Origin of the sequence: Burkholderia sp. COPS (assembly GCF_019425585.1) — a bacterium.
In the GTDB taxonomy this organism is placed as follows: Bacteria; Pseudomonadota; Gammaproteobacteria; order Burkholderiales; family Burkholderiaceae; genus Burkholderia; species Burkholderia cepacia.
Genome location: NZ_WIXR01000009.1, coordinates 45,731 through 71,573, shown reverse-complemented (window position 1 = coordinate 71,573; position 25,843 = coordinate 45,731). Strand labels below are relative to the sequence as shown.

The following is a 25,843-nucleotide window of genomic DNA, read 5'->3' as shown; positions in this document are numbered from 1 at the left end:
TCCGGCAACGCATGTCCGACATGACAGGGGCAGAGTGCCTGCGCCGGTCGCAGTGCACATTTCAAATCACACTGGAGGGGAAGACCATGCGTCACCTGGGGAAGATATTCGCATTGCTGATCGAATTCGCGGCGCTGTCCGAGCGGTCGCGCAAGGAATTTCTGACGATAATGAACGAGTATCTGCTGATGTCGCCGACTCAGAGACGGCGCGCGATCAACGATTGGAAAATGCGCCAGGAAGGTGCGCGGCATGACGAACCCGGCGAGTCGGTGCACCGATAGTGCGTGGTGGCGGGGCGGTACGTAGCGGGATCTCCCCGCGCCCGTCCGCCGAGACGCCCTCCGTATGATGGCGGCAGGCGGTGAGGACCCGCACGGGCCAGCCGCTTGCAGGTGCCGCCTCTGGCACGTGCGGGCGCGCCGCGTAGCCGATTTCCCCGGTGACGCGTGTTCGATCCCTCAAACTGCGCGACGCGGCCATCGCAGCCCGTTCGCCAGTTGGCGCGCAGGATGCGCGATGCATCGACCGCCCGACCGGCAAACGCGGCCGGATTTATCTTAAAATTAGGTCACTATTGTCCGGCGGCCGTATGTAGCTGACGATCGGCCGACGGCGCGAGGATGCGAGCGTTGCGTCGTGCGCCGGATGCGTGACGGGAAGCCTCGGGGAGAAACAGGAGCATGGACGAATTTTCAGTGCGCGTGATGGTGGCGGATGATCATCCGGCGTCGGCGCTCGGGATGTCGCAGGCGATGCAAGGCAACAGCACGATCAAGCTGGTGGGCGCCGTTTCGAACTCGACGGATCTGGTCACGGCGCTCGATGCGCAGCCGAGCGACGTGCTCGTGCTCGACTACGTGATGCCAGGCGGCAAGTACGGCGATGGCCTCGTGCTGCTGTCGTTCCTGCAGCGTCGTTACCCCGCGCTGCGTATCGTGACGATCACGATGATCGACAACCCGAGCGTGCTGCGCGCGATCCAGAAGCAGGGCGTGCACTGCATCCTCAGCAAGTCGGATGCGCTGTCGCACCTGATCGGCGCCGTGCACGCGGCCTATGTCGGCGCGAACTACATGTCGCCGTTCGTGAAGCAACTGCTTCAGGATGGCGATGCGATGCCCGTCGCGCGCGCGCTGACGACGCGCGAGATCGAGGTGGTCCGGCTTTTCGGCGCCGGCTACACGGTGGGCGAGATCGCCACGCAGCTGCATCGCAGCAAGCAGACCATCAGTTCCCAGAAGTCGAGCGCGATGAAGAAGCTGGGGATCGTTCGCGACGCGGACCTGATCCGGTATGCGGACGAAGGCGACGTGCAGGATCCGTCCGCTCCGGGCGCCCCCCCCGCACGTGACTGACCTGGGCCACACGGCTCGGCACCGGCCACAGGCAGGCGCGCAGCGCGGGCGGCACGGTGATGCACCGTTCCTGCGCGCATGTCCGATGCGTGACGGTTGCACCCGCGGCAAGCTGTTGCCAGCAAGGGCGAATACCGGCTCACGTTCGACGACAGTGAAACCACATCGAAGCGTATGCCCGACAAACTGAAAAGGCTGGCCGCGCAGGCTGCCGCCGTTGGCGGCAAACCGTTCGACCCGGTCCGGGTCCGGCGCCAGCAGTACGCGCTGCTGTACGGCGGCGGCGTGGCGATCACCGTGTTCATCGTGCTGTGTGCGTTCCTGGTCGTCCGGCTTGCCGTCGACGACTACGTTGCCCAGATGCGCTCGTCGTTCCTGCGGGAAGCGGCGCAACTGCACGGCGAGTTGCAGGTGACGAAGGTGTTGCTTGGACGATTCGCCGACAACATGACCGCGGCCAACAGCAACCCCGAAGTCGTGCCGCCGTCCGATCTGCAGACGTTGATCGACAATGGCGGCCGGCTCGATTGGCCGAACCCGTACGGGAAGTCGAGGGTCGTCGGGTTCGCCGATATCACGCCGGGGCATTCGCCTGCCGCGTATCTGCGCTATATCGGCGCGCTCTACCGGATGGGCCACGCCGTCGCCACGCCGTCGCCGGTTTCGATTGCGCTGAGTTTCTCGGCTTACCTGATCGGCGTGAACGACGACTATCTGGTGTTGTTCGGCGCTGAACTGGCTGCACGGGCCCCCGCACGGCTGGCCCCGTCCGATCTGCGGGCGCTGGCGCGACGCCTCGAACCGGCGGGCGTCGATGACCGCGTCGTCATCGAGACGCGCGACGATCCGTTGCTTGGCAGGCCCGTGACCCGGATTGCGCAACGGCTGCGCAACGAGAACGGCGAGCCGTTCGCATGGCTTGTTTTCAACGGGCGTCCCGAACTCGACCGGATCATGGCGCCGCAGGCGCCGGACGAAGAGAAAGTGCTCGTCGACACGAGCGGGCATATCGTGATGGGGCGGGCGCATGACAGCGGAGTCGTCGCGCGAATGCTCGATCGCGTGGTGAATCGGGATCGTGCGCCAGCCATTCCGCATCGCATCGGCGGCCGCTTCGTGCTTGGGGATCGCCTGCCCGGGGCCGACCTCGTGCTGATCAAGAGCGTTTCGTGGCAAAGCGTGGCGGTGGCCAATGCCACGCGTATCGGCATCACGTGCGTCCTGGCGCTGTTCGGCATCGCGGTGTTGTGGACCGCGATCGTGCTGTTCGACCGGCGTGCGCTGCGTCCTGCGAATCGGCGCGCGATACGCCTGATCGAAAGCGAGGCGCTGAACCGCACGCTGATTCGCACGGCGCCGGCCGGCCTCGCGCTGCTGTCGCTCGCCGACGGTGACGCGATCGTGCGCAACGATGCGATGGCTGCCTACGACAAGGCCGTTTCGGGGTCGCCGCTCGGCAAAAGACTGTGGCAGGTTTATCGCGATGAGGTGCGCGTCGACGATGGCGCGCACGGGCTCGTCACGCATGAATTCGCGATCGAGCACGCGGAACACGGCACCGCGTATCTCGATGCGCACATGGTGCGCGCCAAGTACCGCGGCATCGACGTGCTGCTGTGCACACTGATCGACATCACCGCGCGCAAGGAAGTGGAGGAGACGCTCCGTGCGGCGCGTGTGGCCGCCGAGGATGCGAACAAGGCCAAATCCACGTTCCTCGCGACGATGAGCCACGAGATCCGCACGCCGCTCAATGCGATCATCGGCAATCTCGAGTTGATGGCGCGCGGGGCGCTACCGTCGGCGGAGCGGCGGCGCCTGAATACGGTCGCTTCGTCGTCGGACACGTTGCTGCGCGTGATCAATGACGTGCTCGATCTTTCGAAGGCGGAGTCGAACCAGATGGTGCTGGAAAACATCCCGTTCGATCTGCGTCGCCTGCTGGACGACGTGACCGCGATGTTCCGTCCGCTCGCGGAAGCGAAAAACCTCGGGCTTGCTTGTCGCGTAGCGCCGGAACTGGCCGACGGCTACGTCGGCGATCCGACCCGGTTGCGTCAACTGGTGTCGAACCTCGTCAGCAACGCGATCAAGTTCACGAAGCGCGGCGACGTGACGGTCGAGGCGCGGCCCGTGCCGGCCGGTGCCGCGGGAAGACGAGTCGAGATCATCGTCCGGGATACGGGCATCGGCATTCCCGAAGACGGCGTGTCGACGCTGTTCGACGTCTATATTCAGACCGACGCATCGGTGTATCGCCGCTTCGGCGGCACGGGGCTCGGGTTGCCGCTGTGCAAGCGCATCGTCACGCTGATGGGCGGTGAGCTGAGCGTCGACAGTCGTCTTGGCGAAGGCACGACCTTCGTGGCCGCGTTGCCGCTGTCCGAAGCCGCACCCGGGTGGCGTATCGACGTGCCGGAACTGCCGGCGTTCGCGGATGCGGTGCGCGGTTATGGATCGGCATCGGAAGCGGATGATGAGTCCCGAGCGACGGCGGCGGCCGAAGCGGGCCCGCCGGGCCGGGAGGGCGACGAGGAGCCGCTGCGTGTGCTCGTCGCCGAGGATCATCCCGCGAGTCGCGCATTGCTGCGCGACCAGCTCGACGCGCTGCATTACGACGCGACGATCGTATCCAACGGCGTAGAGGCAATGCGCGCGTTTTTCGAGCATCCGTACGACGTCGTGCTGACGGATCTCGGCATGCCGGAACTCGACGGGTTCGCGCTGGCGAATTTTCTGCGGGAGCAGGGCGCGAAAGTGCCGGTGATCGCGATGACCGCGCACGCGACCGATGAGGACCGCCAGCGCTGCGAACGGGCCGGCGCGGTGGAGGTCGTGCTGAAGCCGTTGTCGATCGGAACGCTCGAAGCGGTATTGCGCCGGCATGGCGGGCGGCGGGTGGCGAAAAGTGGCGAAGCGCATGCGTTGGCACATGGCGCGCCGCTGGTTGTGACCGACGAGATGCGGCAGAGATTACGCGAGGCGACGCTGCGTTCGCTGGTGGTGATCGAAGCGGCACTCCCGAACAACGATATCGAGTCGATCAAGGTCGAGTTGCATTCGATGCGGGGTGGATTTGCGCTTGCCCGCGATACCGTGGCGAGGGATGCCTGTGCACAAGCCGAACACGTGTTGCTCCGCGACGGTTCGGATGCATTTGGACTGGCGTGGCCTGAGTGCAGGGCGGCGATTGAAACTGCGTTGACGCGCCTGAGCTGAACGGGCCTCGCGCAGTCCGGCACGCACATCTGATCGACGCACGCTGCGTGCGGTGAGTCTGCCGAAGCATCGCGAATAGCGGCGTCATCTCCTCAGGCGTCGCGCGATCCGTCGAAACGACGGATCGCATTTGACCGTCCCGGACGCGTGAATCGAGCGCTCGCGTTGACCGGTCGCCTCTTCCTTTTGCGCGTGCGGCAAAGCTTGCAGCGTGTCTTCCCGAATCATTTCCAGCATGTGCTGTCGCTTGCATGAAGCATGCGATGACCACAAGTGTCAGATTGATTTGACAATCAATGGTTTGAGTTTGCCGAAAGATAATATTCGTACATGTACGAGTGTTTCTCGGATGTTTATAAAAATCGTCCTATTCATCGTATGGCGATGCTCTTGGAAAATAGCGTCAGTGGAAATGATCTTCCACGTAACGTGTGCCGATTCAATCCGGCATTTCATTTTCGAAACTCGTTGAAAAGAGAGCATCAGATGAAACTTAGCAAACTCGTTCTGGCACTGGGCATGACCACGGCACTGTTCGGCATGGCGCATACGGCGCAGGCGGAATCCGTGTCGAAGAAGATCACGTTGACCGCGCAAATCAACGACGGCATCTTCGTTTCGAAGCCGGACGGTTCGACGTGGTACGGCACGGAAGAGCTCGAAGCCACCGATTACACCCAGGCGAAGTTCTCCAAGACGCTGCCGGTCCGCGTGTGGACGAAGAATGCCGATTTCAACGTTTCGCTGGCATCGGCGCTGAAGATGTCGAACGGCCACTACGAAATGAAGAACGCAAAGGTCCAGCTGACCAGCCAGGCGGGCGACCATGACATCACGACCGGCGTCCAGAAGGTCACGCAAACCGTTGCCGGCAATGGCGGCTTCGACGAAGTCCACAACCTGAAGATCAACGTGGATGCACCGACGCAAGCGGGCACTCAGAGCACCAACGGCAGCTACAGCGGCGATCTCGTCATGGTGTTCGAGCCGGCCGCAGCGACCGCGCCGTAAATCACCTAGCCAGGTTGACGGGAAGCCCCACATCAGGGGGCTTCCTCTTCAGCGCAGTCACAGGAAGCAAGCGCGTGCCCATCCGTCCAACTCCTCGATAAGAAAAACGTGTTCGCCGATAAAGTTCCTTTCCGCTTCAACAAGCTGTGGCTGGGTGCGTTTCTTTTTGTTTCGTCGCATTCATTCGCAGAGCTTAAGGTTTCGTACGGAGTGCCGGACGGGTTCGGCGCGGCCGAGATGGACGATAGCGCAAATTATGTCGCGACGTTCAACGGCCGTACGTTGCCGGACTTCATCGGTTTCTCGCAAGCGGATGGCGTACTGACTTTCGATGCGAGCAAGTTCGAGGAAAATGGCATTCCGGCGGAGGATGTCTCGACGATCAAGCGTGTTGTTTCACAACTGGATTACAAGCGTTGCAGCAAGGGCTGCGACGTGGAGATCGACGGTTATCACGTGACCGTCGACAAAATGAAGCGCTCGATCTCGATTCGTGATGCGCGAGAGGACTACATTGCGCCGCAGACGAGCCTGGGCATCGTCAACAACCAGTCGGTCGATTTGCGCGCCGGATCCGACGGCTATCGCGCGGCAAACATCAGCGCCAATACCTGGGTCGGACTGCCGTCGCAGAGCTTCGGTTACGTGAGTTGGTACGCGAACCAGACCAGCTCGCGCGGCTACAGCGGTGGCGACCGCGGCGTGTCTTCGTACTATCTGCAGAAGAACTTCGCAAGCACCTACGTGCGCATGGGTAAGCAGAACAGCATCGACTACTCGGCGGGCTCCGTCAGCACGATGCTGTCGCCGAGCTTCGATCAGTTCGTGACGGTCGGCAGTCAGGCGAACTTGCAGGTGAACAACAATGTCGGCTCGCTGATTCTCTATGCGACGGCCGAAGGGAATTACGAGTTCTATCGCAACGGTCGCCTGATCTTCAAGCGGCCGGCCGCGATCGGACGCAATGAAATCAGTTTTGCCGATTTGCCTGGTGGCTACTATCCGCTCGAGGTCCGGCTGGTCGACCGTAACGGTAATGTGGTGAGCAGTGAGCGCCGTGAAATCAACAACCTGAATTTCAACGCGACGAGCGGCAACGCCTGGCACTTCACGGCCGGCAAGGAAATGGGCAGCGGCAGTTACTTGCTCGAGGCCGGGGTGAGCCGGAACCTCAAGCAGTTCTACGTGAACGCGTCGGCGCTTGCGGGCGAGGGCGGCAAATGGGCGGGAGAAGTCAATATCACGCGTCCGACGCAGATCGCCGACATCGATATTCAACCGACGCTTGGCTTACTGGCCGGGGAGCGAGGCGTCGGTGGCTACGTGAACATCTCGATGGCCAGCGAAGCGCTCGGCAGTCTGTCGGTGAGCCGCTACCAGAGCACCGACGTGTCGCGCTTCTATTCCGGGCGACCGAGCACGAGCGTGTCCTATAGCCGCAGCCTGCGCAAGGTGATGCTCGGCTACAACTATATGCAGTCGATGGGCGGCCCGTCGCATCAGGCGGAAGTCCGCTGGAACTATCGTCCGAACGGCTTGTGGGCCACGTTTGCGCTTGGCGTGCAGAAAGGCGGTTACCAGAGCGGTAGCGGCGGCTATGGCGTGTACTTCAACACGACAATGACCCTGGACAAGGTTCAAGGGACGGTCAATGTCGCGCATGTGGGTGGTCAGACACAGCTGAGCGGGGACGTCCGGAAGGATTTCGTGGACAGCTTCGGAACGTCGACTATTGGCGCCACGGCCAACCGGGTCGGCAGCAATTATGGCGTCAACCTTTACGGTACGCGCTCCGGCACGCGTGGCGACGCATCGCTGAATCTTGGCACCAGCAATGCGGGCAGCAACGTCGACTTCAACTACCGCGGCATGGTTGCGGCAAGCAAGGATGGCATGGCATTCGGGCGGTACAGTTCGAGTGGAAGCGCATTGCTGCTGAGGACACCAAAAATTGACGGCATGAAGTATGGCTTCAGCGTCGAAGGTAGCCCGGTTGCTGGAAACGGAACTTACGCGGTGCCGCTCAACGCATATAGAGATGTGTCGTTCGCACGCGTGTTTGGCAATAACGACAATCTCGACATGAATATCGAGGTGCCGGCAAACATCATGCGCGCCCATCCGGGGCAAGTGTATTCGGCCAAGGCGCGTGTCGATATCAACATGGTCTATAGCGGATTCATGATCGACGAAAATGGCCAGCCCGTCAGCGGGAAGATTGTCGAAACGGACGATACGGTGCATCGGAATGGATTGTTCTCTATCGTCAGCAAGAAGATGCTGGGGGTCGTGACGGTCGACGGAGGTGGGCGCCGGTTGACGTGCGATCTGAAGGACGCAAAGGGCAGCAATTTCCTTTGCAAATAACGTCCGGCGAATATCGGAGAGGAAAAGCGATGAAACGTTATACCCCATTTTCACTGTTGTTCGGTCTGGTGATGGCAGTCGTCCAATCCGCTCATGCGGAAGGCGAACTGATGGTCATGCCGGCCACGACGAAGGTCTTCAACGCACACGAACAGACTGTGACCGTGAGGAACATGGGCGATGCGCCGTTGTACCTGAACATCACCGTTCAGAAAGTGACGAATCCCGGTGCGATTCCGGAGAAGAAGGTGGATCTCGGTGACGTCGCGCATCCCGGCATGCTGGCCAGCCCCGACAAGCTGACGCTCGGCCCGAGCCAGACACGGTCGATCGTCCTGAAGTCGTTGTCGGAACCGGAGCGGGAGGAACTCTATCGGCTCTACATCCTGCCGGTCCGATCGCTGAAGGTCGACGACGTGCCGGCGGACAAGATCACCGCGCCGATGTCAGTGGCGATCGGGTATGGCGTGCTGGTGCGACACATGCCGGCGCCGGGCAAGCAGGTTACGGGCTGGACGCATCGGTGCGAAAACGGCGGCTTGACGCTGGAAAACACGGGGAATGTGCGTCAGATCTTTACCCAGGTCGTTTATGACAAGGCGAAGGCGCCGCAGACGTTGGCTGTCTTTCCAGGTACGCCGCAGCATTTTGCGACGAAGCGCATGTCGATGAATGTCGACGACAAGCCGACGGAACTCGTATGTCCGTGATGAAAGCCGGACTGCGTGGTGCCGTGGCCCTTCTGGCCGCGATGACGTGCGCATCCAGCATGGCCGCCGGCGTCCTGAGGTTGTCGCGTGTGGAACTGACGCTGGAACCCGGCAAACCGGCAGGCGAGTTGAGCGTCGAAAACGTCGGAGATGCGCCGTTGTATCTGAACGTCGAACAGCATTGGGTGGCGAACCCTGGCGAGTCCCCGGAGCGTCTCGTTCCGGTGACGGAAGTCGAACGGCCCGGATTGTTGATCCAGCCGAGTCGGCTCGTGCTCGCGCCAGGGCAGAAATATCTGATGGTCATGAAGGAATTCGGTACGCCGCCCCAAACGCAGGTATGGCGAGTCACCTTTCGGCCGACGGAACGCATCGTGGTGTCCAACGACATGCAGGACAGCCGAGCGGCACCCCTGTCGATCAGCATTGGCTACGGAGTCGTGATTTATCAGCGGGGCGACGCGGGTTGATCGCAGTGCGGATCTTTCCGGTTTGTGAGCCTTTATCGGGCACCCGTTGAATTCTCGGTGAATTCGCGAGATTGGTCTTCTCGATGAAGTTAAATTGAGCAAATTTTATACAGGCGACATGATGCGAAGAATGTTGACGCAGCGGGCATTAAGTTTATTGTGTTGCAACGTGCTCCTATTATCTCTTTTGTTTGTGGCGGAAAGCGCAAAAGCTTTTACGCTTATCACGTCGGACGTTCTGGTGAGCTATAAATCGTGCTCGTGGGAGAACATTGGGGATGGAACGAGCAAGATTAATGTCAGCATGGAATTCAAATCGGCCCCTGAGACAATTGGTGAAGGTACGTGGGTGGCGCGTGGGATATTGGTCTATACGTATGATGAAAATGGGAAGATCTTGCCAAGCAGCAATGCTGCAAAGTCGATCACACTGAATGGTTATCGGTCAGACGAAGTGTACAGAGGTGAGGACTATTTTATCTACTTTTCTAGAGTTTACGCATGGAAAAATAGGTCAAAATTCGTCGCTGACGTAGAGGTCATCATAAATAACTCGGTTATCGCCAAGTGGCCGGGTATCGGGATTCGTGGTGGAGCATACACCACCAAAGCGGACGTCGGCGAAGTGACGGGGGCCGCCTATATAAGCAAATTGGGCAGCGGCAAGTGCGACCTCCTGGAGCCGACCAGGCCGCCGCCTCCGCCGCCGGCCGCCATTACGGTCGATGTGGCTGCGCCGGACTGGAATCTCGGCGAATTGCCGCGGGGTGAAGGCGAAAAGACGCTTTCAGGTTTGACCGAACAACTCTGTTTCACTTATTCAGGTGTGAACAGTTCTCGTCAGTTCGTTATTGATGCAAAAGGTGAGAATGGCACCTCGGGCGGAACCTTTTTCTTGAAAAACGTCGCCAATGCGGCGGAAAAGATCCCGTATAAGGTGACGCTGGATAGTGGTGTTGATAAATTCACCGTTCCAAATGGAAGTAATAGTCCTGTCTTGTTAAATAACCGTAACAGAACATGTTTTGTTCCGACGTTCAAGACATCGGTTGGGATGAGTGTCGGTGTCGGGAATTATTCTGACATATTGACGTTTACTATTGTTACAAAAACCTAGGGGGCGAGATGAGAAAGCGATTTTTCAAGCTGATGCTGATCGGACTCGTGGCGTTGCCGGCGCTGGCGTCTGCTCAGATCATCCTCGTCAACGGTAAGACGACGAGCAAGGTAACCGCACGCGTTACGCGCGCGAACAACCTGATCGTGACCGATGATAAGGGCGGGTGGTTCGGAAACGGGCTGGAAATGCGGCAGCTCGGTGGCTGGGAAACTGCGTATGACGTGCAGGCACGGCTACGCGTCGATTCAACCACCGGAAGATTTCGTGTTCGCATGGATCAGCCGCTGCAAATCGTGAATCAGGCAAAGCCGACGCTTGCGTTTCGGACCCCGACCGTCAGCCTGGGCGCCGAAGGCGCCCCGCTTTCCCAGTTGAGCGTCGATCAGGGTGTCGAATTCCAGAACCCGCCCCCCCCTGAACCGAATGCGGATTCCAGGGGATACTACACGCTTCTCGTTTCGGCATTTCCGCCGGCGGGAGATTTCAAGAGTACCGTCGGCACATACACGGGCACCCTGTCCTTGACCTTTGAGCCGATCATCACCAAGCAGTGAGGGTAGTCGTTTCCGGTCGTAGCGGATGAACGGTCTATCTGTTGCGGGCGGCGGTATGCGTACAGTTCGTGCGAGTACCTGATCCGCCGATCGGCGGCCGCCGAATCGCAAGTGGCGAGGCGAGTTCCACGGCAGTCTCAGCAATTTCCTTCCAACGCCAATTGATCGATATTCAGATATGAGCTCCAGCTTTTCTACTGCCAGGTTTCGAGCGATGGTCTGTGTCGTAGGCGGGCTCCTTTCCGGGTCGAGCCTTGCGGCGATCGACGTGCTGCCGAAAGAGGTCGAGATAGACAAGGACACGACGGTCGTGCAACTCGTCAATAACGGTATGCGTCCCGAGTACGTGAACATTTCCTTGTCGCGTCTGCTCAATCCTGGCGTACCGTTGGCCGACGAAAAGGTCGAGCCGATTGTGAATGCGAGCAAGCCTTCGCTGTACGCGTATCCGTTCAAGCTGAGTCTCGCGCCCGGGCAAACGAAAAAAATCGTATTGAAGCCGTTGCGGTCGGTTGAAGTGGAGACGGTGTATCGGCTCAACGTCACGCCCGTGATCGAGGCGTCGACCGAGGGGGAACAGAAGACTGCGGGCAACATTATCGTCAACCTCGGGTTCAGCGTACTTGTCCGTCAATTGCCGGCGAGCGGACGCGCGAAACTGTCGGTCACGTGTGATGCATCGGGCGCACATCTCACTGCCACGGGCAATGTTCGCTATCGCGTGAAGGGGGCGGAAGTGGATGGGCGAAAACTCGATAACTTCAATGTTTATCCGGGCGTGCCGCAGGCCTTGCCGGGCCATGTCGTCGAGATTCCGGAACATTCGGCTTGCAGGGCGGGTGTTTCGGGTTGAGGGTAGAGCCTCGATCGTATCGGCATATGAATCGAACCGGTTTCGACAAATCGATGCCTTTCGAGATCGTCATGCGTCAACCGACCACACAACCCGTTTCCTTGCGCAGGCTGCGCGACGAAATTGCCGCTCAACGTCGAGCGGCTGTTGTTCGTTCCCTCTCGCCCTCCAATTCGACTGGCCCTGACTTGTATGGCTGGGGCTGGTATCAAAACCGTCGAAATACTCCTTTCGAGATCATCCGTTACACCTGGCAACTCAACTGAGTGGCCTTGTTACCTCTGCGCTTGTCTCGAAGGCTTCTCGATCCCTCTCACGTGCCGGCCGGCGGAATGTGGCCACACAAGGCTCGGGCACGCTGCGTGCTTAGCTGCCCTGGTCGCCCAGCGACGTTTAACTGACCGGCATGCGGAGCCCGCAACGGTGAGCCGCGTAGGGGCTCCGTCGCAGCCAGACGCTCGATTGCACCCGTGCGATGGTGTTGCTTATCGGCTCAGGTCGGTCGCATGCCAACGAGCGACACCGGGCGCCTTGATGGCAATCCTCCGATGAAATGGCTTGGGGCGCTCGTCGCCCGTTGGTCGTGAGTCGATCATAAATCGTGCATCGGAGCCTGCGCTCAGCGAAGCCATCGATTTAGTGCGGCCACCATCGGTCGCTCAACCCGGATATAGCACACGTATCCGGATACACACACCGCGCCGAGCATCGCGCACGCAGCCACGGCGCTGGACCACGTCTGAAGATCCGCGCGCACGCCGACGATTTTCTCGGCGACACCGATCGCATATGGATGGATCAGGTAGATCGAATAGCTGGCGGCGCCCAGCGCGGTCACGATCCGGTTCGTGATCGTCACGTTCCGCATGTCGAGCACGACCAGCGAGACGATCAGCACGCACGCCGGCATGCCCCACAGCGCGATGCGCGCGAACGCTTGGGGCGTACCGAAAAGCGCATGAGACAACGGAATCGCCGCGACGGCGACGCATGCCGCGAGCACCCACGCCGGTGTGGCGATGCGACGCACGAAACCGGTTTGCAGCATCCGGTACGCCACCACACCCAGGCCGAACTCCAGCACGATCGGTTGCCCCAGATGGTGGGCGACCGTACCCGGTGTGCCGTCGATGGTCGCCCACAGGCAAAACGACGCGAGCATCAGCGCCGCGAACGCCGTCGCGAAGCGTGCGCGGACGCCCACTAGACTTGCTGCGACTACCACGTAGAACAGCATTTCGTATTCGAGGGTCCAGCCGTTCAGGTTGAGCGGCCCCCAATGACCGTTTTCCTTGACGTACGGTACAAACAACAGCGACTTGATCAGGTATTCGGGCGCCGCGGTCGTACTGTTCAGCCAGTGCGGGCGCAGCACGGCGATCGCGTAGATGCCGAGCGTCGTCACCCAATAGAGCGGCACGATCCGGACCAGGCGCTTGCGGAAGAACATACGACCTTCGCCCGGTGCGACCCACGACATGATGAACCCGCTGATCACGAAGAAGACGTCGACGCCGGCCTGACCGAATGGCAGTACGTGCATGTGATAGGCGACGACCGCGAGGGCCGCGAATGCACGGGCGGCCTGGATATTGGGAAAGAACGCGCGGGGTGGCATGCCGTCGTTACGCATGTGGTCCTCCAGACGTGGCTGCTTGCGGTGTCGTCGGGGAGCGCCGCCGGCCGGCGGCGGCCCGGGGTGCGCCGATTGCGCCGGACGCCCGATTCGTCCCGCGCGTCGAACGCGATACGCCAGCGAACTGCATCGCGCACAGCAACGACACGCTCGACAGATGACGCGTGTAGCTGCCCAGATCGGGCTCGAACAGCATCGATACGGCCGCGTGCCCGATGACGAGCGCGGCGAGCACGTCGCGACCGGCGCCGCCGTCGCCGCGCGCGCGGCGCCATACGGCGGCCAGCGCGATCCAGACGAACGCCTGCATCGCGAATTCCTTCGGTCCGGGCGAAAACAGCACCGGCAGATTCAGGCGCAGTACCGCATACAGGTAGTCGACGCAGAACGCGACGAACGAAACTGGCTCGAGCGGGTTGCGGAAACTGGTGCGAGCGCCGAAAGGCGATTGGTAGGCGAGATAGTCCGACGCCATGTCGCGCGGATGCAGCAGCAGGTAATACACGTCGTTCGGCAGCAGGAAGATCGCGAGCGGCACGGCCGGAATCAGCAGCATCCTGCGCGGCCACCCGCCGTGCCGGAACAGCAGCACACCGACCGCGACCGCGAGGATCAGCGCGAAATAGCTGCGCACGATGGCTGCGTACGCGCCGTACAGCACGACTGCGGCCGCGATCGCGACGAGCGTGGTGCGGCGCTGCGCGATTCGGGCGAGCACGATGGCCATCAGCACGACGAGCGTGTCCTTGCTCGCGACGAACAGATTGAAGAACACGCACGGCGCGAGCAGCACGATGCAGGCCGCCATCGATCCGGCGCGCGTACCCTGGCCGAGCACGCGCCAGATGCAGAGCGCACCGATCGACGCGACGAACAGGTGTGTGCCGGTCGTGCCGAGCGCGGCATAGACCTGCGCGACCGCGTCGAACGACGTGCCTTCGTAGGTGCTCGCGCCGCCGATCTGGCTCTGGATCTTCTCCGCGTCGCGAAACACGAACTCGGGCAGGAACGCGCCGGCTTTCGCATAGATGACCCAGTAGGCGAGCACGGCCAGCGCGGCGATCGCGCGTATCAGGCCGCGGCTGAGCCGCGGGCCTGCGCAAAGCAGCTTATCCAGCATGACGCAGCTCCGTTGTTTGTGCGGCGAGTCGATGCCGGCGCGCGAGCCGTGCGACACTCAGCGCGAGCATCGCGGCGATCGCGACGCTCGTCGCGAGATGAGCAAATGCGGCGCCCACGACGCCTTCGCGAGCAATCAGTTGCGACGCGAGCGGCAGATACAGCAGTGCGATGGCCGTCAACGCGACCAGCACGATGCTGCCCGCACGCACCGCAATGGCGGCGGTCCACAGGACGTCCGCCGCCGCGCGCAGCACGAACGACGCGAGCAGTACCGCGAGCAGCGCGGCATGACCGGCGTCCGCCGGCTGGTGCGCGAACGCGAACAGATCGCGGCAGACGACCGCGATGGCGGCCGACGCGAGCAGCGTCACCGCCACGCTGGCTGCCACCGCGCGTCGCACTTGCCGGAGAAACGCACCGGGCGTGTCGGCCAGTGTGCGCACGAAGCGCGGGCCGGCCGTCGCGACGACCGTCGCGAACGCGACCGTCTGCACGGCATTGGCGATCGACCACGCGAACACGTACTGGCCGAGCGCGTCGGCGCTCACCTGGCCGCCCGCGACGAAGCGTTCCGCATACTGCAGCGCCGCGAGGAGCACGCCCGCCGCATAGAAGGGCAGCCCGCGCAGCCAGACCGGCAGCACGCTCCCCGGATGAGCCTCGCACCCCGGAAAACGGATGCCGTGTACGCGGCGCGCGAACGTGTCGATTCGACGCAGGCATGCGACCACCACGCATGCGTTGACCGCGACCCAGATCGCAAACACCGTCTCGATCGATTGCATCGCGCCGGAAAGCAGTCCGGCGCAAGCGATGCCGGCCCATGCGCCGGTGCGCACGAACAGCAGCAGCGAAGCGGCGCGTGGTTGGTGCAGCGAGAACAGCCATCCGTTTGCCTCGAACGCCGCGTGCTCGGACAGCGCGACAAGCAGCACGCTCCAGGCAAGCGATGCCGGCAGCCCGAATCGTGCGAGCAGCGCGGCGGCGGGCTCGTTCAGCGTCGCCACGGCAAGCGCGGCGGCGAGCAGTACGTAGAGCGCGCCATAGACGACGCAGAGGCGACGCGCGTGAGCGATCGCCGGCATCGGGTTGGTTTCGCTCAGGCGGCGGTTCAGTTCCGGGCTGAAGCCGAGGCCAAGCACTTTCGACGCAATGACCGATGCGGCCACCGCCAGCCCGTACGCGGCAATCGCGTCGAAGCCGAGCGTGCGCGCGACGACGATCGCGAGCGCGAATTTCAGGCCGAGCGCCGAGAAGCGCAACAGAAGGCGTGTCAGCATCGTCCACCTTCGTCGATGCCGCCTGCGGCGCGCAGCGTATCGATCACGCGCACGCGGGCCGCACGGATGCCGGCGAAGCCGGTTTGTGCGGCGTCCCAGAACGCGGCCGTCGCGCCGGGCGCGAAGATCGTATCGAAGACGTCGGCGGGGTCGAAATCCGCGCCGTTGGCGACCCAGTCGTTGAGCCGCATGTCCGAGTAGGCGCCGAAGCCCTTGCGTTCGTAGCTGACGTGGAACGCAGGGACGCCGTGCAGGATCGATTCGAGCGCGCCGTGCAGCCGCACCGACACCGTGACGTCGGGCCGGTCGTGCTCGAGCAATGACCTGAGCGGCACCGGTGTTTCGCGGATGCCGAGGCTGCGGTAGTACGCGAGATCGTCGTTGCCGCGACCGGTGCTCTGTACCGCGAAGCTGATCCGGCACGATGCGTTCGCCTGTTTGACGAGCCGCCGGATCGACGCGTCGTAGCGTGCGCGTTGCGCGGCGGACCACGCAGGCGCGCGGCGCAGCACGAATGCGATGTGCCGCACGTCGTGATTCGCGCGCGCCGCGCGCTGCAGGATCGCATCGCTGCGATGCTCGAAATCGAGCACGGCGAGATCGGGGGCGCGACGCGTGTTCGGGTTCTCTGCGAGGAAGGCTGCGGAACGGTCATCGCGAACGAAGACGGTGTCGAATCCGGCAAGCAGCGAGCGCTGGTGGGCGCCGACCGGATGGGCCGACAGTACGGGCCCGATGCTCTGCGGCAGATACACGGCTGGCTTGCCCGATGCGCGCGCTGCGCGCATCTGCAGCAGGTGCCCGGCTTCGAGCTTGAGCGCCTCGACGGGATTGCGCGCGCGCAGGTATCCACCGCCGACGCCGACGATCAGGTCGGCCCGGTCGAGCAGTTCGACGGTCGGGCGCAGTCGGCCATTCGCGCGCACGGGCAGCGCGGCGCGGGCGGCCGCGGTGAGCCGGCGCCAGCCGCGATCGGCGAGCACCGGGGCCGGGCGCACGTCGTCGTGACCGGCAAACGACGCGGGATCGGCGGCGACGACCGACACGCGTGTCGCGTCGCCGAACGCCTCTTGCAGCAGCGAGACGGACAGGTCGACCAGCAGGCCGTCGCCGGTGTTGCAGGCGCTGTACGCGTGCAGCAGCGCGACATGAGGGGATGAAGTCATGCGGGGTGTCCTTGTACGAGTGCGCGATACAGGTCGTGCGTGTGCCGCACCATCGTCGCGGCGGAGAATTGCGCGAGCGTAGCCGCGCAGTGGTCGCGCATGGCGTCGCGTCGCGCTGCGTCGCGGGCGAGCGCGACGACGGTGCGGGCGAATTGCGTCGTGTCGTCGTCGTTCGGCACGACTTCGCCGATGGCGTGCCCTTCGACCAGTTCGGTCACGCCCGCAACGCGCGATGCGACGATCGGTACCTGGGCGGCCATCGCTTCGAGGCACACGTAAGGAAACCCTTCATAGCGGCTCGGCAGCGCGAACAGGTCGAATGCGGAGAAATATCGGCTGGCGCGATCGACCGGGCCGACGACATGAAGATTCGGCGGCACGTCGTCGGCCTCGGGGCCGGCTGCCGCCGCGAAGTCGCCGGGGCCGATCGCGACGAGGCGCACGTCGAGGCCGCACTGGCGATAGACGCCGCGCGCGATCCGCACGAGCCGGTCGACGCCTTTCTGGTGGCTGAGGCGCCCGACGAAGCCGACGACGATCGCGTCGTCCGGGAGGCCCAGCGCCTGCCGTGCGGTGCGGCGCGGCAGTGTCGCGGACGCCGCGACACCATTGGAGATCGTCGCGACGCGATGGGCGGGGATGCCGAGCGCGTCGTGCAGATGCCGCGCTTCGTCGCGCGAGACGGCGACGATCCGGTGCGAGCGGAAGTGGCCGAGCAACGCTTCGATCGTGCCGTACACGCGGCGCTGCAGGCCGCTCAGGGTCGGGTTGAGCGTGTAGATTGCGTGCGGGGTGTACACGTGCCGCCACGGGCCGATGCACAGACGCGCGACTGCGCCGGCCTTCGAACTGTGGCTGTGCACGATGTCCGGACGAATCCGCAGCAGGCACCGATACACGCGGGCGACGGCCCACGCATCGCGCCAGCCGACGGCGCGATGCATGGGGACATGGTGCACGCTCGCGCACAGCGCCAGCACGCGCGCATCGAGGATCGTGCCGTCGAAGCGCGGGCCGCGCGGCACGATCAGGTGAAGTTCGACGTCGCCGGTTTTGCTCAGTCCGTCGATCAGGTCGGCAAGATGGACGGCCACGCCGCCGCCCGCCGCCTCGACGACGAGTGCGACACGAAGCGGTCGAATGCGGGGTGCGCGCGACGGGACGGATGTGCCGGCCGCTGGCGATGCGGCGGGGCGCGTTGCTTGCCCAGCGGCTCGGCGTTCGAGGTGTCGGAGATCGTTCATCGCGGTGCGCCTCGCCGAAAGCGCGCGACGAGCGAGCGCAGCGACCGTCCGATCGACAACGTCAAGCCACGACGCGGTGGCGTGTAGCAATACTCGGTGTAGCGATACGCGCCATAGCGCGAACCGTAGCGGCCCGAGCGCGGATCGACGCCGTTGAGCAGCACGCCGCTCGCATCGACGCCGTTGTGCGCGAGACGCCGGATCGCTTCGCCGAGTTCGGCCACGCGCGTCGACGCCGCGCGGGCCGCGAGCAGCACGGTGCCCGCATGGCGGCCGAGCACGACGGCGTCGGTGACGGCGAGGATCGGCGCGGCATCGATCACGACGCGGTCGTAGCGGGCCGACAGCGTGTCGAGCAGCGTGCCGACACGCTCGTCGACGAGCAGTTCCGCCGGATGCGCGGGGATCGCGCCGGTCGGAATGAAGTCGAGGTTGGGGATCACGTCGCGGCGGATCGTCGCGTCCGGCGTCGTGGTGCCGGACAGCAGCTCGGCGAAACCCGCCTCGCGCCCGACGCCGAGCGCGTCGTGCAGGTAACCGCGGCGCAGGTCGCCGTCGACGAGCAGCACGCGCTCGCCGTTGGCGGCCAGCAGCGCCGCGAAGTTCGACGCGACGAACGACTTGCCGGCGCCGGGCACGGGGCCCGTCAGCAGCAGCACGTTGTTGGGCGCGCGCTGCATCGCGAAGCGCAGCGCGGTGCGCAGGCTGCGCAGGCTTTCGACTGCCGGGTCGTGCGGCTGGAGCACGCTCAGCAGGTGCGGCCCCGGCAGCCGTTGCGCGCTGCGCCGGGCGACCTGCCGCTGGCCGGACGATGCCGGAACGGTCGCATAGACGTCGATACCGAGCGGCCGCTCGATCTCGTCGGCGCTGCGCACGCCGCCGAACAGATAGTCGCGCACGAACGCGAGCGCGACGCCGAGCGCGAAACCGAGCAGCGCGGCGGCGGCGATCACGACGGGCCGGTTCGGGCGCACCGGGTCTTCGGGTGCGATGGGCGTGTCGACGAGCCGGACGCTGCCGGTCTTGCCGGCCTTGACCAGTTCGAGCTGCTGCGCGTTGGCGAGCAGCGCCGTGTAGAGATCGGTGTCGACCTTCACGTCGAGCATCAGGCGCACGGCGTTCTGCTGCAGGTCGGGCAGGCGGCCGACCTGACGTTCGAACGACTGCTGTTCGCGTGCGAGCGTCGCAATCTGCGCGTCGAGCGCGATCATGTCGGGATGGCCCGGCGCGAAACGCGCATTCATCGCGTCGCGCTTCTGCTCCAGTTCGAGCCGGCGCGTTTTCGCATCGGCCGATTGCTGGAGGATCAGCTTTGCTTCCTCATCGAGGTCGATCGCGCCGTTCGCATTGCGCATGTCGGTGTAGCGCTGTTCGGCGTCCTGCAACTGCTTCTTGAGCACCGGCAACTGCGCGTTGAGGAACGCGAGCGATTGCGCGGCGTCGGCGGACTTGCGCTCGATGTGCTGGCGCACGTAGTGGCTCGCGACGGCCTGCAACTGCGCCTGCACGCGCTGCGGGTCGGCGCCGCGCAGCGTCGCGACGATCACGCCCGATTGCTTGATCTTTTCCTGGACGTCGAGCCCGCGGCGCAGCGCGTCGATCGTGCCGGCACGCGATTCGCGCATGAGCGTGAAGCGGGTGTCGGGCAGCGCGTCGATGCGGGTGACGTCGATGGCGATCGGGCCGTAGGCGGTCGCGAACGATTCCGGGTGACCGAACGTACCCGTGACTGGCTTGGGCAGCGCGGCACCCGTCAGCCGGTAGCGCCACGAGTCGAGCAGCGAGAGTTCGAAGCGCTCGCCTTCGAGCGCCTTCGGCACATCGAAGCGCGCCAGTGTTGCGCTTTCGGCGCCCCACGCATAGCCGCCGATCCCCAGCAGGCCGGGGCGTGCGATTCCCGTGTTGAAGCGCGACACGAATTCGCCGACCACCGGGAAGCGCTTCGGCTGTACGACGATGTAGCTGCGCAGCTCGTCGACCGCACGCGTGACGACGAGCCGCGACGCGAGAATCTGCGCTTCGGCCGCGGCGCTCGACTTGATGTCGAACAGCGACGACACGTCGCCGAGTGCGCTCTTGGCGGCCGACGTGTCGCCGCTGTCCTCGACCTGCACCATGATGTCGGCCTGGTACTGGCGCGGTGCGAGGAACGCGTACAGCGTGCCGGCACCCATGCAGGCGGCGGTGACGGCGGCGATCAGCCAGCGTCGGGAAACGAGCACGTCGATCGCGCCGGCGAGATCGAGCTCGGCGTCGCGGTCGTGCGCATGCTCGTGGAAAGGTGTGGATGTCATCGGTTCGAATCGGAAAGGGCAGGTGTGGGAGGGGCGGCCGGCGCGATGCGCGCGCACCATGCGTCGACGCCGCATTCGATGAGCCGCAGGCTGTGCTCGAACGACGCGCGCGGGCCCAGATACGGATCGGGGACGTCGAAGCCGTGCGCGCGGCCGGTGGACGGATCGGGCATGCCGAGCCGGAACACGCGGCCGCGCATCGCCGGCAGGCGGCGTTCGAGCCGCTGTTGCTGGTCGGCGTCCATCGTCAGGATCAGGTCGGCGCGCATCGCGAGCCCGGGCGGCACGCGGCGTGCGCGGTGCGCGGCGATGTCGAGGCCGCGCTCGCGCATCAGGTCGACCGCATGCGGATCGGCCGGCTGGCCGTCGCGCGCGCCGAGGCCGGCCGATTGCACGTCGACGCCCGGCAGCCGCGCGCGTAACAGCGCTTCGGCCATCGGGCTGCGGCAGACGTTGCCGATGCACACGACGAGCAGCGTCGAGATCGCGCTCATTTGACGGCGAGCGCCGCGGTGGCGCTGGTATTGACGCCCGGCAACAGCAGGCTGAGCACGCGGCTGAAGCGCACGAGGCCGTTGCCGTCGACGTAGACGATGTCCTTCGGCTGCAGCTCGAACTCGTTCGCGAGCACCATCGACACCGGCGAGCGCGCGTCGAGATGGAACACTTGCGGGCTGTCCGTGCCCGAGCCGCGGATCACGAACATCTGGGCTGCGTCGGCCGTGCCGGCGTTCACGCTGCCGGCCTGGGACAGCGCGTCGGACAGCGTCAGGCGCCCGTCGCGCAGCGGCACCGCGAGCGACGGCTTGTTGACTTCGCCCATCACGTATACGCCGTAGTCGCTGCGGGCCGGCACGTGTAGGAGATCGCCGGCGGCGAGCACGACGTCGGCCGGATTGCGGCCGTTGCGCAGCATCCGGCTCAGGTCGAGCGGATAGGTCACGCCGTCGCGCACCAGCGTCATGCGGCTCTGGTCGGCGGCCGGACTGAGGCCGCCCGAGCGGCCCAGCGCCTCGTACAGCGTCATCGGCACGTCGTTGACGGGCTGGGCGCCCGGCGTGCGAACCTCGCCGTCGATGTAGACCTGCTGCGAGCGGAACGACGCGACGCGCAACGTCACCTGCGGGCCGCGATACACGCGCGACAGCGCGGCGACGATCCGCGCCTGCGCGGCGTCGGCGGTCAACCCCGCGACGTGCACGGTGCCCGCGAACGGGAACGACAGGTTGCCTTTCGGATCGACGACGAAGCCGGATGCCGGATCCGCCGCACGCGGCGCGTTCTGCGGCGCGGGGCCTTGCGACGCCGCGAGTTCGGGGTGGTCCCACACGGTGATCTGCAATACGTCGCCGGGGCCGATCCGGTACGGGCCGGGCGATGCGGCAAGCCGATCGGACTGCCCGGTTTGCCGGCTCGCCGATTGCGCATCGAGTTCGCGAATCAGGCCGGCATCGATCGGCGTGATCCGGAACGTGGGGGCACCGCTGGCGGCGTGCGCGTCTGCCGCGTCGGACGGCGGGCTCATCCGCATGCCGGGCGCGAGAACGCAGGCTGACAGCGTGACGCTCGCGGCCATGGCCAGCAGCAAACGCATGCAACGCGGATGGGCGGTATCGGATCGCTCGGGTGTCGGGTTTGTCATCAGTTATCCTTAGTGATAGTCGGCGCTTCGAAAGGCGCGCATTGCGTGCAGGTCAGTACGCGTTGTGATGCACCCAGCCGCGCAGAACGGTGGCCGAGACGATCCGCATGTCGAGCGAGAACGACCAGTTGCGCAGGTAATGGAGATCGGCCTCGACGCGGCGCTGCATCTTCTCGATCGAGTCGGTTTCGCCGCGCAGCCCGTTGATCTGGGCCCAGCCCGTGATGCCCGGCTTCACGCGATAGCGATGGATGTAGCCGTCGACGATCGGCTGATAAAGGTTGTCGTGCTGGAGCGCGTGCGGGCGCGGCCCGACGACGGACATCTCGCCGCGCAGCACGTTGACGAACTGCGGCAGTTCGTCGAGGCTCGTGCGGCGCAGGAACGCGCCGATGCGCGTGACGCGGGGATCGCCGCGCGTGGCCTGCCGCACTTCACGGCCGTCGTCGTGCAGCCGCATCGTGCGGAACTTGAGGATCGTGAAGGTGCTGCCGTTCGCGCCCTGGCGCTGCTGCCGGAACAACGCAGGGCCCTTCGACGAGAGCCGCACCGCCGCCGCGATCGCGAGCAGCAGCGGCGCCGTGCCGATCAGCACCGCGGCCGCGAAGAGGCGATCGAAAACGGCTTTCTGAAGCAGCGCGCGGGACGACAGCGGCGACGCAACGAGATTGATCGCCGGCGCGCCGACGAGGTCGACCATGCCGCCGTCGAACATCGTCATCGCGCTGACGTCAGGCATGAGCCGGATGTTGACGAGATCGTTTCGAAACGCATCGATCACGGCCATCACGGTGCGCGTGTCGCCGATCGGCAGCGCGAGCCAGACTTCGGGGATCGCGTGCGCGCGTACGTGCTGCGCGAACGTGTCAAGCGCATCGAAGTGCGGGACGTCGGCGCGGACATCGGGGCGGGCATGGTCGGGATCGAATGTGGCGGCGGCGCGGAATCCCGCCGACGGCATCCGCGCAATCCGGTCGCGCACCGCGTCGCAATGGGCGCCGGTGCCGACGATCGCGACCGGATGGCCGCCTGCGGGCGGATGCCCGATCCGCCCGAGCGTTCGGCTGGCGACGAGCCGAGGCACGCAGAGCGCGGCGCCGCTTGCGGCCGTCCAGAGGAGGTACCAGTTCGCCGGGATGCTCGACTCGGGCGCCAGCGTGTGCATCACGAGCGCCGCGCAGCCTTGCGCGAGCAGCCACGCGAGTACGGTGAGGATCGCCGCGCGGCGTTTCGTCCGTCCGTCCGGCATCCGGTAGATGCCGAACGCGGGGAACAGCATCAGCGCGAACGTCGCCGCGCAGGCAACGGCAGCCAGTTCGGGCGATCGGTCGGTGCCTGTATCGGGCAGCACCAGTGCCGCGGCCAGCGCGCCGATCGAGATCAGCGCGACATCGGACACGCGTGCGAGCGATCCCCCTGCGACGGGCGACTCGTGTGCTTGCCGGATTTCGAATGGCGTATCCATATACCCCTGCCCCTGTCGATTGGTCGGATGGGCGGTGCGTCGTGCGTTTTCGATGCCGATGCGTTGTCACCCCCGGATCGGGCCGAGGGGCGGCGGTCTTGCAGTGCATGGGATGGGCAATCGATGGACGACGACGGCGCCTGACTTTGTCGGCCGGTTGCGCGCGTGCATCGGCGGTTTTGGCCGTGCTGTTGCGGGCGAATGTTTGCGAAACGTTGCAATCGACTCGACCGTGTCAATTTTCGGTAAGCAGGGAGGTGATTTAAATAGAACGCCTACTAAATGGGACACGTGAGGCTTAGTACAGGTACGAATGATTTGAGAGCACGTCCTATGGTCAATGTTTTTTGACAGACAAGTCGCGTCCGATGCAGGCGATGATCAGCGAGGAGGAAACGGGGGATACCGCGTGCGAAGCGGCTGGGGAAGGGAATGAAAGCGGCTGAGCACCGCGATGGGACGGAGCAAGCGGCAGCCAGAGGACGCAGGACGTGTCACAACGAAGAAACGGCGCCGTCCCGATGTCGACAAAGTCGACCGGGCCGGCGCCGTGACGGCGCGCACACGGGCGCGCCGGATCGCGATCGCTCGGGCGTTACCCGTTGCGGAAAATCTCCGCATACGCACTCAACGCCGGCACCCCGCCGAGATGCGCATACAGCACCTTCGACCCCGGCTCGAATTCTCCGTTGCGCACCTTGTCGATCATCCCGTGCATCGATTTCCCTTCATAGACGGGATCGGTCAGCACGCCTTCGAGCCGCGCGCACAGCCGGATCGCTTCCAGCGTGCCGTCGTTCGGCAGGCCGTATTCCGGGCCGGCATAACGCGTGTCGAGCACGACGTCCTGTTCGTCGATGCGGCGCCCGAGCTCGACGATTTCAGCGGTATGCCGCGCGATGCGCGTGATCTGCGCATGGGTCTTTTCCGGGGTCGCCGACGCGTCGATGCCGATCACGCGGTCCGCGCGCCCGTCGGCCGCGAAGCCGACCACCATCCCCGCCTGCGTGCTGCCCGTCACCGAGCACACGACGATGTAGTCGAACTTGAAACCGAGCTGTGCTTCCTGCGCACGCACTTCTTCGGCGAAGCCGACGAAGCCGAGCCCGCCGAGCGGATGCTCGGAGCAGCCGGCCGGCACCGGATAGGGCTTGCCGCCCGCCTGCCGCACGCTTTCCATCGCCTCTTCCCAACTGCGGCGAATGCCGATGTCGAAGCCGTCCGCCACGAGCCGCACGTCGGCGCCCATCATGCGCGACAGCTGGATGTTGCCGACCCGGTCGTACACGGGGTCGTCGTAGTTGACCCAGTGCTCCTGCACGAGCACGCATTTCATCCCGAGATGCGCGGCGACGGCCGCGACCTGGCGCGTCTGGTTCGACTGGACGCCGCCGATCGATACGAGCGTGTCGGCGCCCTGCGCGAGCGCGTCGGGGATCAGGTATTCGAGCTTGCGGGTCTTGTTGCCGCCGAACGCGAGGCCGCTGTTGCAGTCCTCGCGTTTCGCATACAGCTCGACCTTGCCGCCGAGGTGTGCACTCAGGCGCTTGAGCGGCTGGATCGGGGTCGGGCCGAACGTCAGCGGATAACGGGGGAAACGTTGCAGGTTCATCGACTCGGGTCTCCGGAAAGGCAGGGGGGGTACGGGAAGCAGCTCGTTCGGGAAGTGCCGGCACGCGGGCTCCCGATGGAAAAATGATAGGCAAGTACGTACGAAATGAGCTTGCGAAATAAATGCCATCGGCCTACGTTGATAATGAATCTGGCGATGTAGAAGCAATTACGGATCGAAGAATTGGAGAGTGACGCAATGAAATTAAGCAGAAATGCCGTGGCGCCGGCCGACGCGGCGCCCGCGCTCGACCGCATCGATCGCGCGATCCTCAGGCAGCTTCAGCAGGACGCGTCGATCTCGAACGTGAGCCTCGCCGCGAAGGTTAAGCTGAGCGCGCCGGCGTGCCTGCGGCGCGTCGAGCGGCTCAAGGAGATGGGGATGATTCGCGGGATCGTCGCGCTGCTCGACCCGAAGCCGCTCGGGGCCGGCATGCTCGTCGTGATCGGCTTCGTGCTCGACCGCTCGACCCCGGAGGCGTTCGCCGCGTTCGAGAAGGCCGCGCAGAAGGTGTCGGGATGCGTCGAATGCCACGTCGTGACCGGCGAGTTCGACTACTTCATGCTGGTGCGCACGCGCGACAACGAGAGCTTCAACCGGCTGCATGCGGAGCAGCTGATCTATCTGCCGGGCGTGCGGCAGGTGCGCTCGTTCATGGTGCTCAAGGAGATTCTGTCGACGCACGCGTTGCCGGTGTAGTGCGGTTCGGCGGCGGATGGT

General features: G+C 64.5%; 22 protein-coding genes. 12 read left to right on the top strand and 10 right to left on the bottom strand.

Annotation, left to right across the window (positions count from 1 at the left end; genetic code table 11):
- The first annotated feature begins 11 nt into the window (after nucleotides 1–11).
- The 11 genes from FOZ70_RS06185 (at nucleotide 12) to FOZ70_RS06135 (ending at nucleotide 11,928) form a co-directional block, all read left to right on the top strand.
- Entirely contained in the window at nucleotides 12–284 is a 273-nt protein-coding gene (locus FOZ70_RS06185; protein WP_308043792.1) for a hypothetical protein, read from the top strand.
- A 399-nt stretch (nucleotides 285–683) separates the two neighbouring features.
- A complete protein-coding gene (locus FOZ70_RS06180; protein ID WP_059488619.1) occupies nucleotides 684–1,358 on the top strand; it encodes a response regulator in 675 nt (224 codons plus the stop codon).
- Nucleotides 1,359–1,532: 174 nt separating this feature from the next.
- On the top strand, nucleotides 1,533–4,577 hold the full coding sequence (locus FOZ70_RS06175) for a hybrid sensor histidine kinase/response regulator (protein ID WP_219705208.1): 3,045 nt from the start codon (nucleotides 1,533–1,535) through the stop codon (nucleotides 4,575–4,577).
- A 486-nt stretch (nucleotides 4,578–5,063) separates the two neighbouring features.
- Nucleotides 5,064–5,588 (top strand): CS1 type fimbrial major subunit, encoded by a 525-nt coding sequence (locus FOZ70_RS06170; RefSeq protein WP_193093754.1) that lies wholly within the window; start codon nucleotides 5,064–5,066, stop codon nucleotides 5,586–5,588.
- 237 nt (nucleotides 5,589–5,825) lie between these two features.
- A complete protein-coding gene (locus FOZ70_RS06165) occupies nucleotides 5,826–7,955 on the top strand; it encodes a TcfC E-set like domain-containing protein (protein WP_059676623.1) in 2,130 nt (709 codons plus the stop codon).
- A 29-nt stretch (nucleotides 7,956–7,984) separates the two neighbouring features.
- On the top strand, nucleotides 7,985–8,665 hold the full coding sequence (locus FOZ70_RS06160; RefSeq protein ID WP_155629145.1) for a pilus assembly protein: 681 nt from the start codon (nucleotides 7,985–7,987) through the stop codon (nucleotides 8,663–8,665).
- Nucleotides 8,656–9,135, top strand: a complete 480-nt coding sequence (locus tag FOZ70_RS06155) for a hypothetical protein (RefSeq protein ID WP_219705207.1) — start codon at nucleotides 8,656–8,658, stop codon at nucleotides 9,133–9,135. Before FOZ70_RS06160 ends, FOZ70_RS06155 begins: the two co-directional genes overlap by 10 nt.
- Before the next feature lie 94 nt (nucleotides 9,136–9,229).
- Nucleotides 9,230–10,252 carry a hypothetical protein gene (locus tag FOZ70_RS06150; RefSeq protein WP_219705206.1) on the top strand — a complete coding sequence of 341 codons (1,023 nt, stop codon included), beginning with the start codon at nucleotides 9,230–9,232 and terminating at the stop codon, nucleotides 10,250–10,252.
- 8 nt (nucleotides 10,253–10,260) lie between these two features.
- Nucleotides 10,261–10,809 carry a hypothetical protein gene (locus FOZ70_RS06145; RefSeq protein WP_059621196.1) on the top strand — a complete coding sequence of 183 codons (549 nt, stop codon included), beginning with the start codon at nucleotides 10,261–10,263 and terminating at the stop codon, nucleotides 10,807–10,809.
- A gap of 178 nt (nucleotides 10,810–10,987) precedes the next feature.
- Complete coding sequence (locus FOZ70_RS06140; protein WP_059676594.1) at nucleotides 10,988–11,662, top strand: hypothetical protein; 675 nt, start codon at nucleotides 10,988–10,990, stop codon at nucleotides 11,660–11,662.
- 53 nt (nucleotides 11,663–11,715) lie between these two features.
- Nucleotides 11,716–11,928, top strand: a complete 213-nt coding sequence (locus tag FOZ70_RS06135; protein ID WP_155634856.1) for a hypothetical protein — start codon at nucleotides 11,716–11,718, stop codon at nucleotides 11,926–11,928.
- A 353-nt stretch (nucleotides 11,929–12,281) separates the two neighbouring features.
- On the opposite strand, the gene FOZ70_RS06130 is transcribed toward FOZ70_RS06135, so the two are convergent.
- The 10 genes from FOZ70_RS06130 to FOZ70_RS06085 all read right to left on the bottom strand — a co-directional run bounded on the left by FOZ70_RS06130 (nucleotide 12,282) and on the right by FOZ70_RS06085 (nucleotide 25,123).
- The gene (locus FOZ70_RS06130; protein WP_258025559.1) at nucleotides 12,282–13,295 is read right to left on the bottom strand and encodes an acyltransferase; all 1,014 of its coding nucleotides are present in this window, start codon (nucleotides 13,293–13,295) and stop codon (nucleotides 12,282–12,284) included.
- Complete coding sequence (locus FOZ70_RS06125) at nucleotides 13,288–14,418, bottom strand: hypothetical protein (protein WP_258025558.1); 1,131 nt, start codon at nucleotides 14,416–14,418, stop codon at nucleotides 13,288–13,290. Before FOZ70_RS06125 ends, FOZ70_RS06130 begins: the two co-directional genes overlap by 8 nt.
- Nucleotides 14,408–15,700 (bottom strand): polysaccharide biosynthesis protein, encoded by a 1,293-nt coding sequence (locus FOZ70_RS06120; RefSeq protein WP_219705204.1) that lies wholly within the window; start codon nucleotides 15,698–15,700, stop codon nucleotides 14,408–14,410. The genes FOZ70_RS06125 and FOZ70_RS06120 overlap by 11 nt, the downstream gene beginning before the upstream one ends.
- Nucleotides 15,694–16,866, bottom strand: coding sequence for a polysaccharide pyruvyl transferase family protein (locus FOZ70_RS06115; protein ID WP_219705202.1), 1,173 nt, complete (start codon nucleotides 16,864–16,866; stop codon nucleotides 15,694–15,696). The genes FOZ70_RS06120 and FOZ70_RS06115 overlap by 7 nt, the downstream gene beginning before the upstream one ends.
- Nucleotides 16,863–18,110, bottom strand: coding sequence for a glycosyltransferase family 4 protein (locus tag FOZ70_RS06110; protein WP_219705200.1), 1,248 nt, complete (start codon nucleotides 18,108–18,110; stop codon nucleotides 16,863–16,865). The genes FOZ70_RS06115 and FOZ70_RS06110 overlap by 4 nt, the downstream gene beginning before the upstream one ends.
- The gene (locus FOZ70_RS06105; protein ID WP_219705198.1) at nucleotides 18,107–20,404 is read right to left on the bottom strand and encodes a polysaccharide biosynthesis tyrosine autokinase; all 2,298 of its coding nucleotides are present in this window, start codon (nucleotides 20,402–20,404) and stop codon (nucleotides 18,107–18,109) included. Before FOZ70_RS06105 ends, FOZ70_RS06110 begins: the two co-directional genes overlap by 4 nt.
- Nucleotides 20,401–20,898, bottom strand: coding sequence for a low molecular weight protein-tyrosine-phosphatase (locus FOZ70_RS06100; protein ID WP_060225757.1), 498 nt, complete (start codon nucleotides 20,896–20,898; stop codon nucleotides 20,401–20,403). Before FOZ70_RS06100 ends, FOZ70_RS06105 begins: the two co-directional genes overlap by 4 nt.
- A complete protein-coding gene (locus FOZ70_RS06095) occupies nucleotides 20,895–22,046 on the bottom strand; it encodes a polysaccharide biosynthesis/export family protein (RefSeq protein WP_059587142.1) in 1,152 nt (383 codons plus the stop codon). Before FOZ70_RS06095 ends, FOZ70_RS06100 begins: the two co-directional genes overlap by 4 nt.
- 52 nt (nucleotides 22,047–22,098) lie before the next feature.
- Nucleotides 22,099–23,511, bottom strand: a complete 1,413-nt coding sequence (locus tag FOZ70_RS06090) for an undecaprenyl-phosphate glucose phosphotransferase (RefSeq protein ID WP_060225758.1) — start codon at nucleotides 23,509–23,511, stop codon at nucleotides 22,099–22,101.
- 595 nt (nucleotides 23,512–24,106) lie between these two features.
- Nucleotides 24,107–25,123 carry a 1-aminocyclopropane-1-carboxylate deaminase gene (locus FOZ70_RS06085; protein ID WP_059587145.1) on the bottom strand — a complete coding sequence of 339 codons (1,017 nt, stop codon included), beginning with the start codon at nucleotides 25,121–25,123 and terminating at the stop codon, nucleotides 24,107–24,109.
- Nucleotides 25,124–25,321: 198 nt separating this feature from the next.
- Between FOZ70_RS06085 and FOZ70_RS06080 the strand changes: the two genes are divergently transcribed.
- Nucleotides 25,322–25,822 carry an Lrp/AsnC ligand binding domain-containing protein gene (locus FOZ70_RS06080; protein ID WP_021160546.1) on the top strand — a complete coding sequence of 167 codons (501 nt, stop codon included), beginning with the start codon at nucleotides 25,322–25,324 and terminating at the stop codon, nucleotides 25,820–25,822.
- Nucleotides 25,823–25,843: the final 21 nt, after the last annotated feature.

Excerpts from the sequence above, each read along its gene's own strand:
- FOZ70_RS06110 (WP_219705200.1), bottom strand. The coding sequence starts at position 18,110 with ATGAACGATCTCCGACACCTCGAACGCCGAGCCGCTGGGCAAGCAACG.
- FOZ70_RS06095 (WP_059587142.1), bottom strand. The coding sequence starts at position 22,046 with ATGACAAACCCGACACCCGAGCGATCCGATACCGCCCATCCGCGTTGC.
- FOZ70_RS06165 (WP_059676623.1), top strand. The coding sequence starts at position 5,826 with ATGGACGATAGCGCAAATTATGTCGCGACGTTCAACGGCCGTACGTTG.
- FOZ70_RS06140 (WP_059676594.1), top strand. The coding sequence starts at position 10,988 with ATGAGCTCCAGCTTTTCTACTGCCAGGTTTCGAGCGATGGTCTGTGTC.
- FOZ70_RS06125 (WP_258025558.1), bottom strand. The coding sequence starts at position 14,418 with ATGCTGGATAAGCTGCTTTGCGCAGGCCCGCGGCTCAGCCGCGGCCTG.
- FOZ70_RS06105 (WP_219705198.1), bottom strand. The coding sequence starts at position 20,404 with ATGACATCCACACCTTTCCACGAGCATGCGCACGACCGCGACGCCGAG.
- FOZ70_RS06185 (WP_308043792.1), top strand. The coding sequence starts at position 12 with ATGTCCGACATGACAGGGGCAGAGTGCCTGCGCCGGTCGCAGTGCACA.
- FOZ70_RS06175 (WP_219705208.1), top strand. The coding sequence starts at position 1,533 with ATGCCCGACAAACTGAAAAGGCTGGCCGCGCAGGCTGCCGCCGTTGGC.
- FOZ70_RS06100 (WP_060225757.1), bottom strand. The coding sequence starts at position 20,898 with ATGAGCGCGATCTCGACGCTGCTCGTCGTGTGCATCGGCAACGTCTGC.
- FOZ70_RS06180 (WP_059488619.1), top strand. The coding sequence starts at position 684 with ATGGACGAATTTTCAGTGCGCGTGATGGTGGCGGATGATCATCCGGCG.
- FOZ70_RS06160 (WP_155629145.1), top strand. The coding sequence starts at position 7,985 with ATGAAACGTTATACCCCATTTTCACTGTTGTTCGGTCTGGTGATGGCA.
- FOZ70_RS06135 (WP_155634856.1), top strand. The coding sequence starts at position 11,716 with ATGCCTTTCGAGATCGTCATGCGTCAACCGACCACACAACCCGTTTCC.
- FOZ70_RS06085 (WP_059587145.1), bottom strand. The coding sequence starts at position 25,123 with ATGAACCTGCAACGTTTCCCCCGTTATCCGCTGACGTTCGGCCCGACC.
- FOZ70_RS06145 (WP_059621196.1), top strand. The coding sequence starts at position 10,261 with ATGAGAAAGCGATTTTTCAAGCTGATGCTGATCGGACTCGTGGCGTTG.
- FOZ70_RS06115 (WP_219705202.1), bottom strand. The coding sequence starts at position 16,866 with ATGACTTCATCCCCTCATGTCGCGCTGCTGCACGCGTACAGCGCCTGC.
- FOZ70_RS06155 (WP_219705207.1), top strand. The coding sequence starts at position 8,656 with ATGTCCGTGATGAAAGCCGGACTGCGTGGTGCCGTGGCCCTTCTGGCC.
- FOZ70_RS06130 (WP_258025559.1), bottom strand. The coding sequence starts at position 13,295 with ATGCGTAACGACGGCATGCCACCCCGCGCGTTCTTTCCCAATATCCAG.
- FOZ70_RS06080 (WP_021160546.1), top strand. The coding sequence starts at position 25,322 with ATGAAATTAAGCAGAAATGCCGTGGCGCCGGCCGACGCGGCGCCCGCG.
- FOZ70_RS06120 (WP_219705204.1), bottom strand. The coding sequence starts at position 15,700 with ATGCTGACACGCCTTCTGTTGCGCTTCTCGGCGCTCGGCCTGAAATTC.
- FOZ70_RS06090 (WP_060225758.1), bottom strand. The coding sequence starts at position 23,511 with ATGGATACGCCATTCGAAATCCGGCAAGCACACGAGTCGCCCGTCGCA.
- FOZ70_RS06170 (WP_193093754.1), top strand. The coding sequence starts at position 5,064 with ATGAAACTTAGCAAACTCGTTCTGGCACTGGGCATGACCACGGCACTG.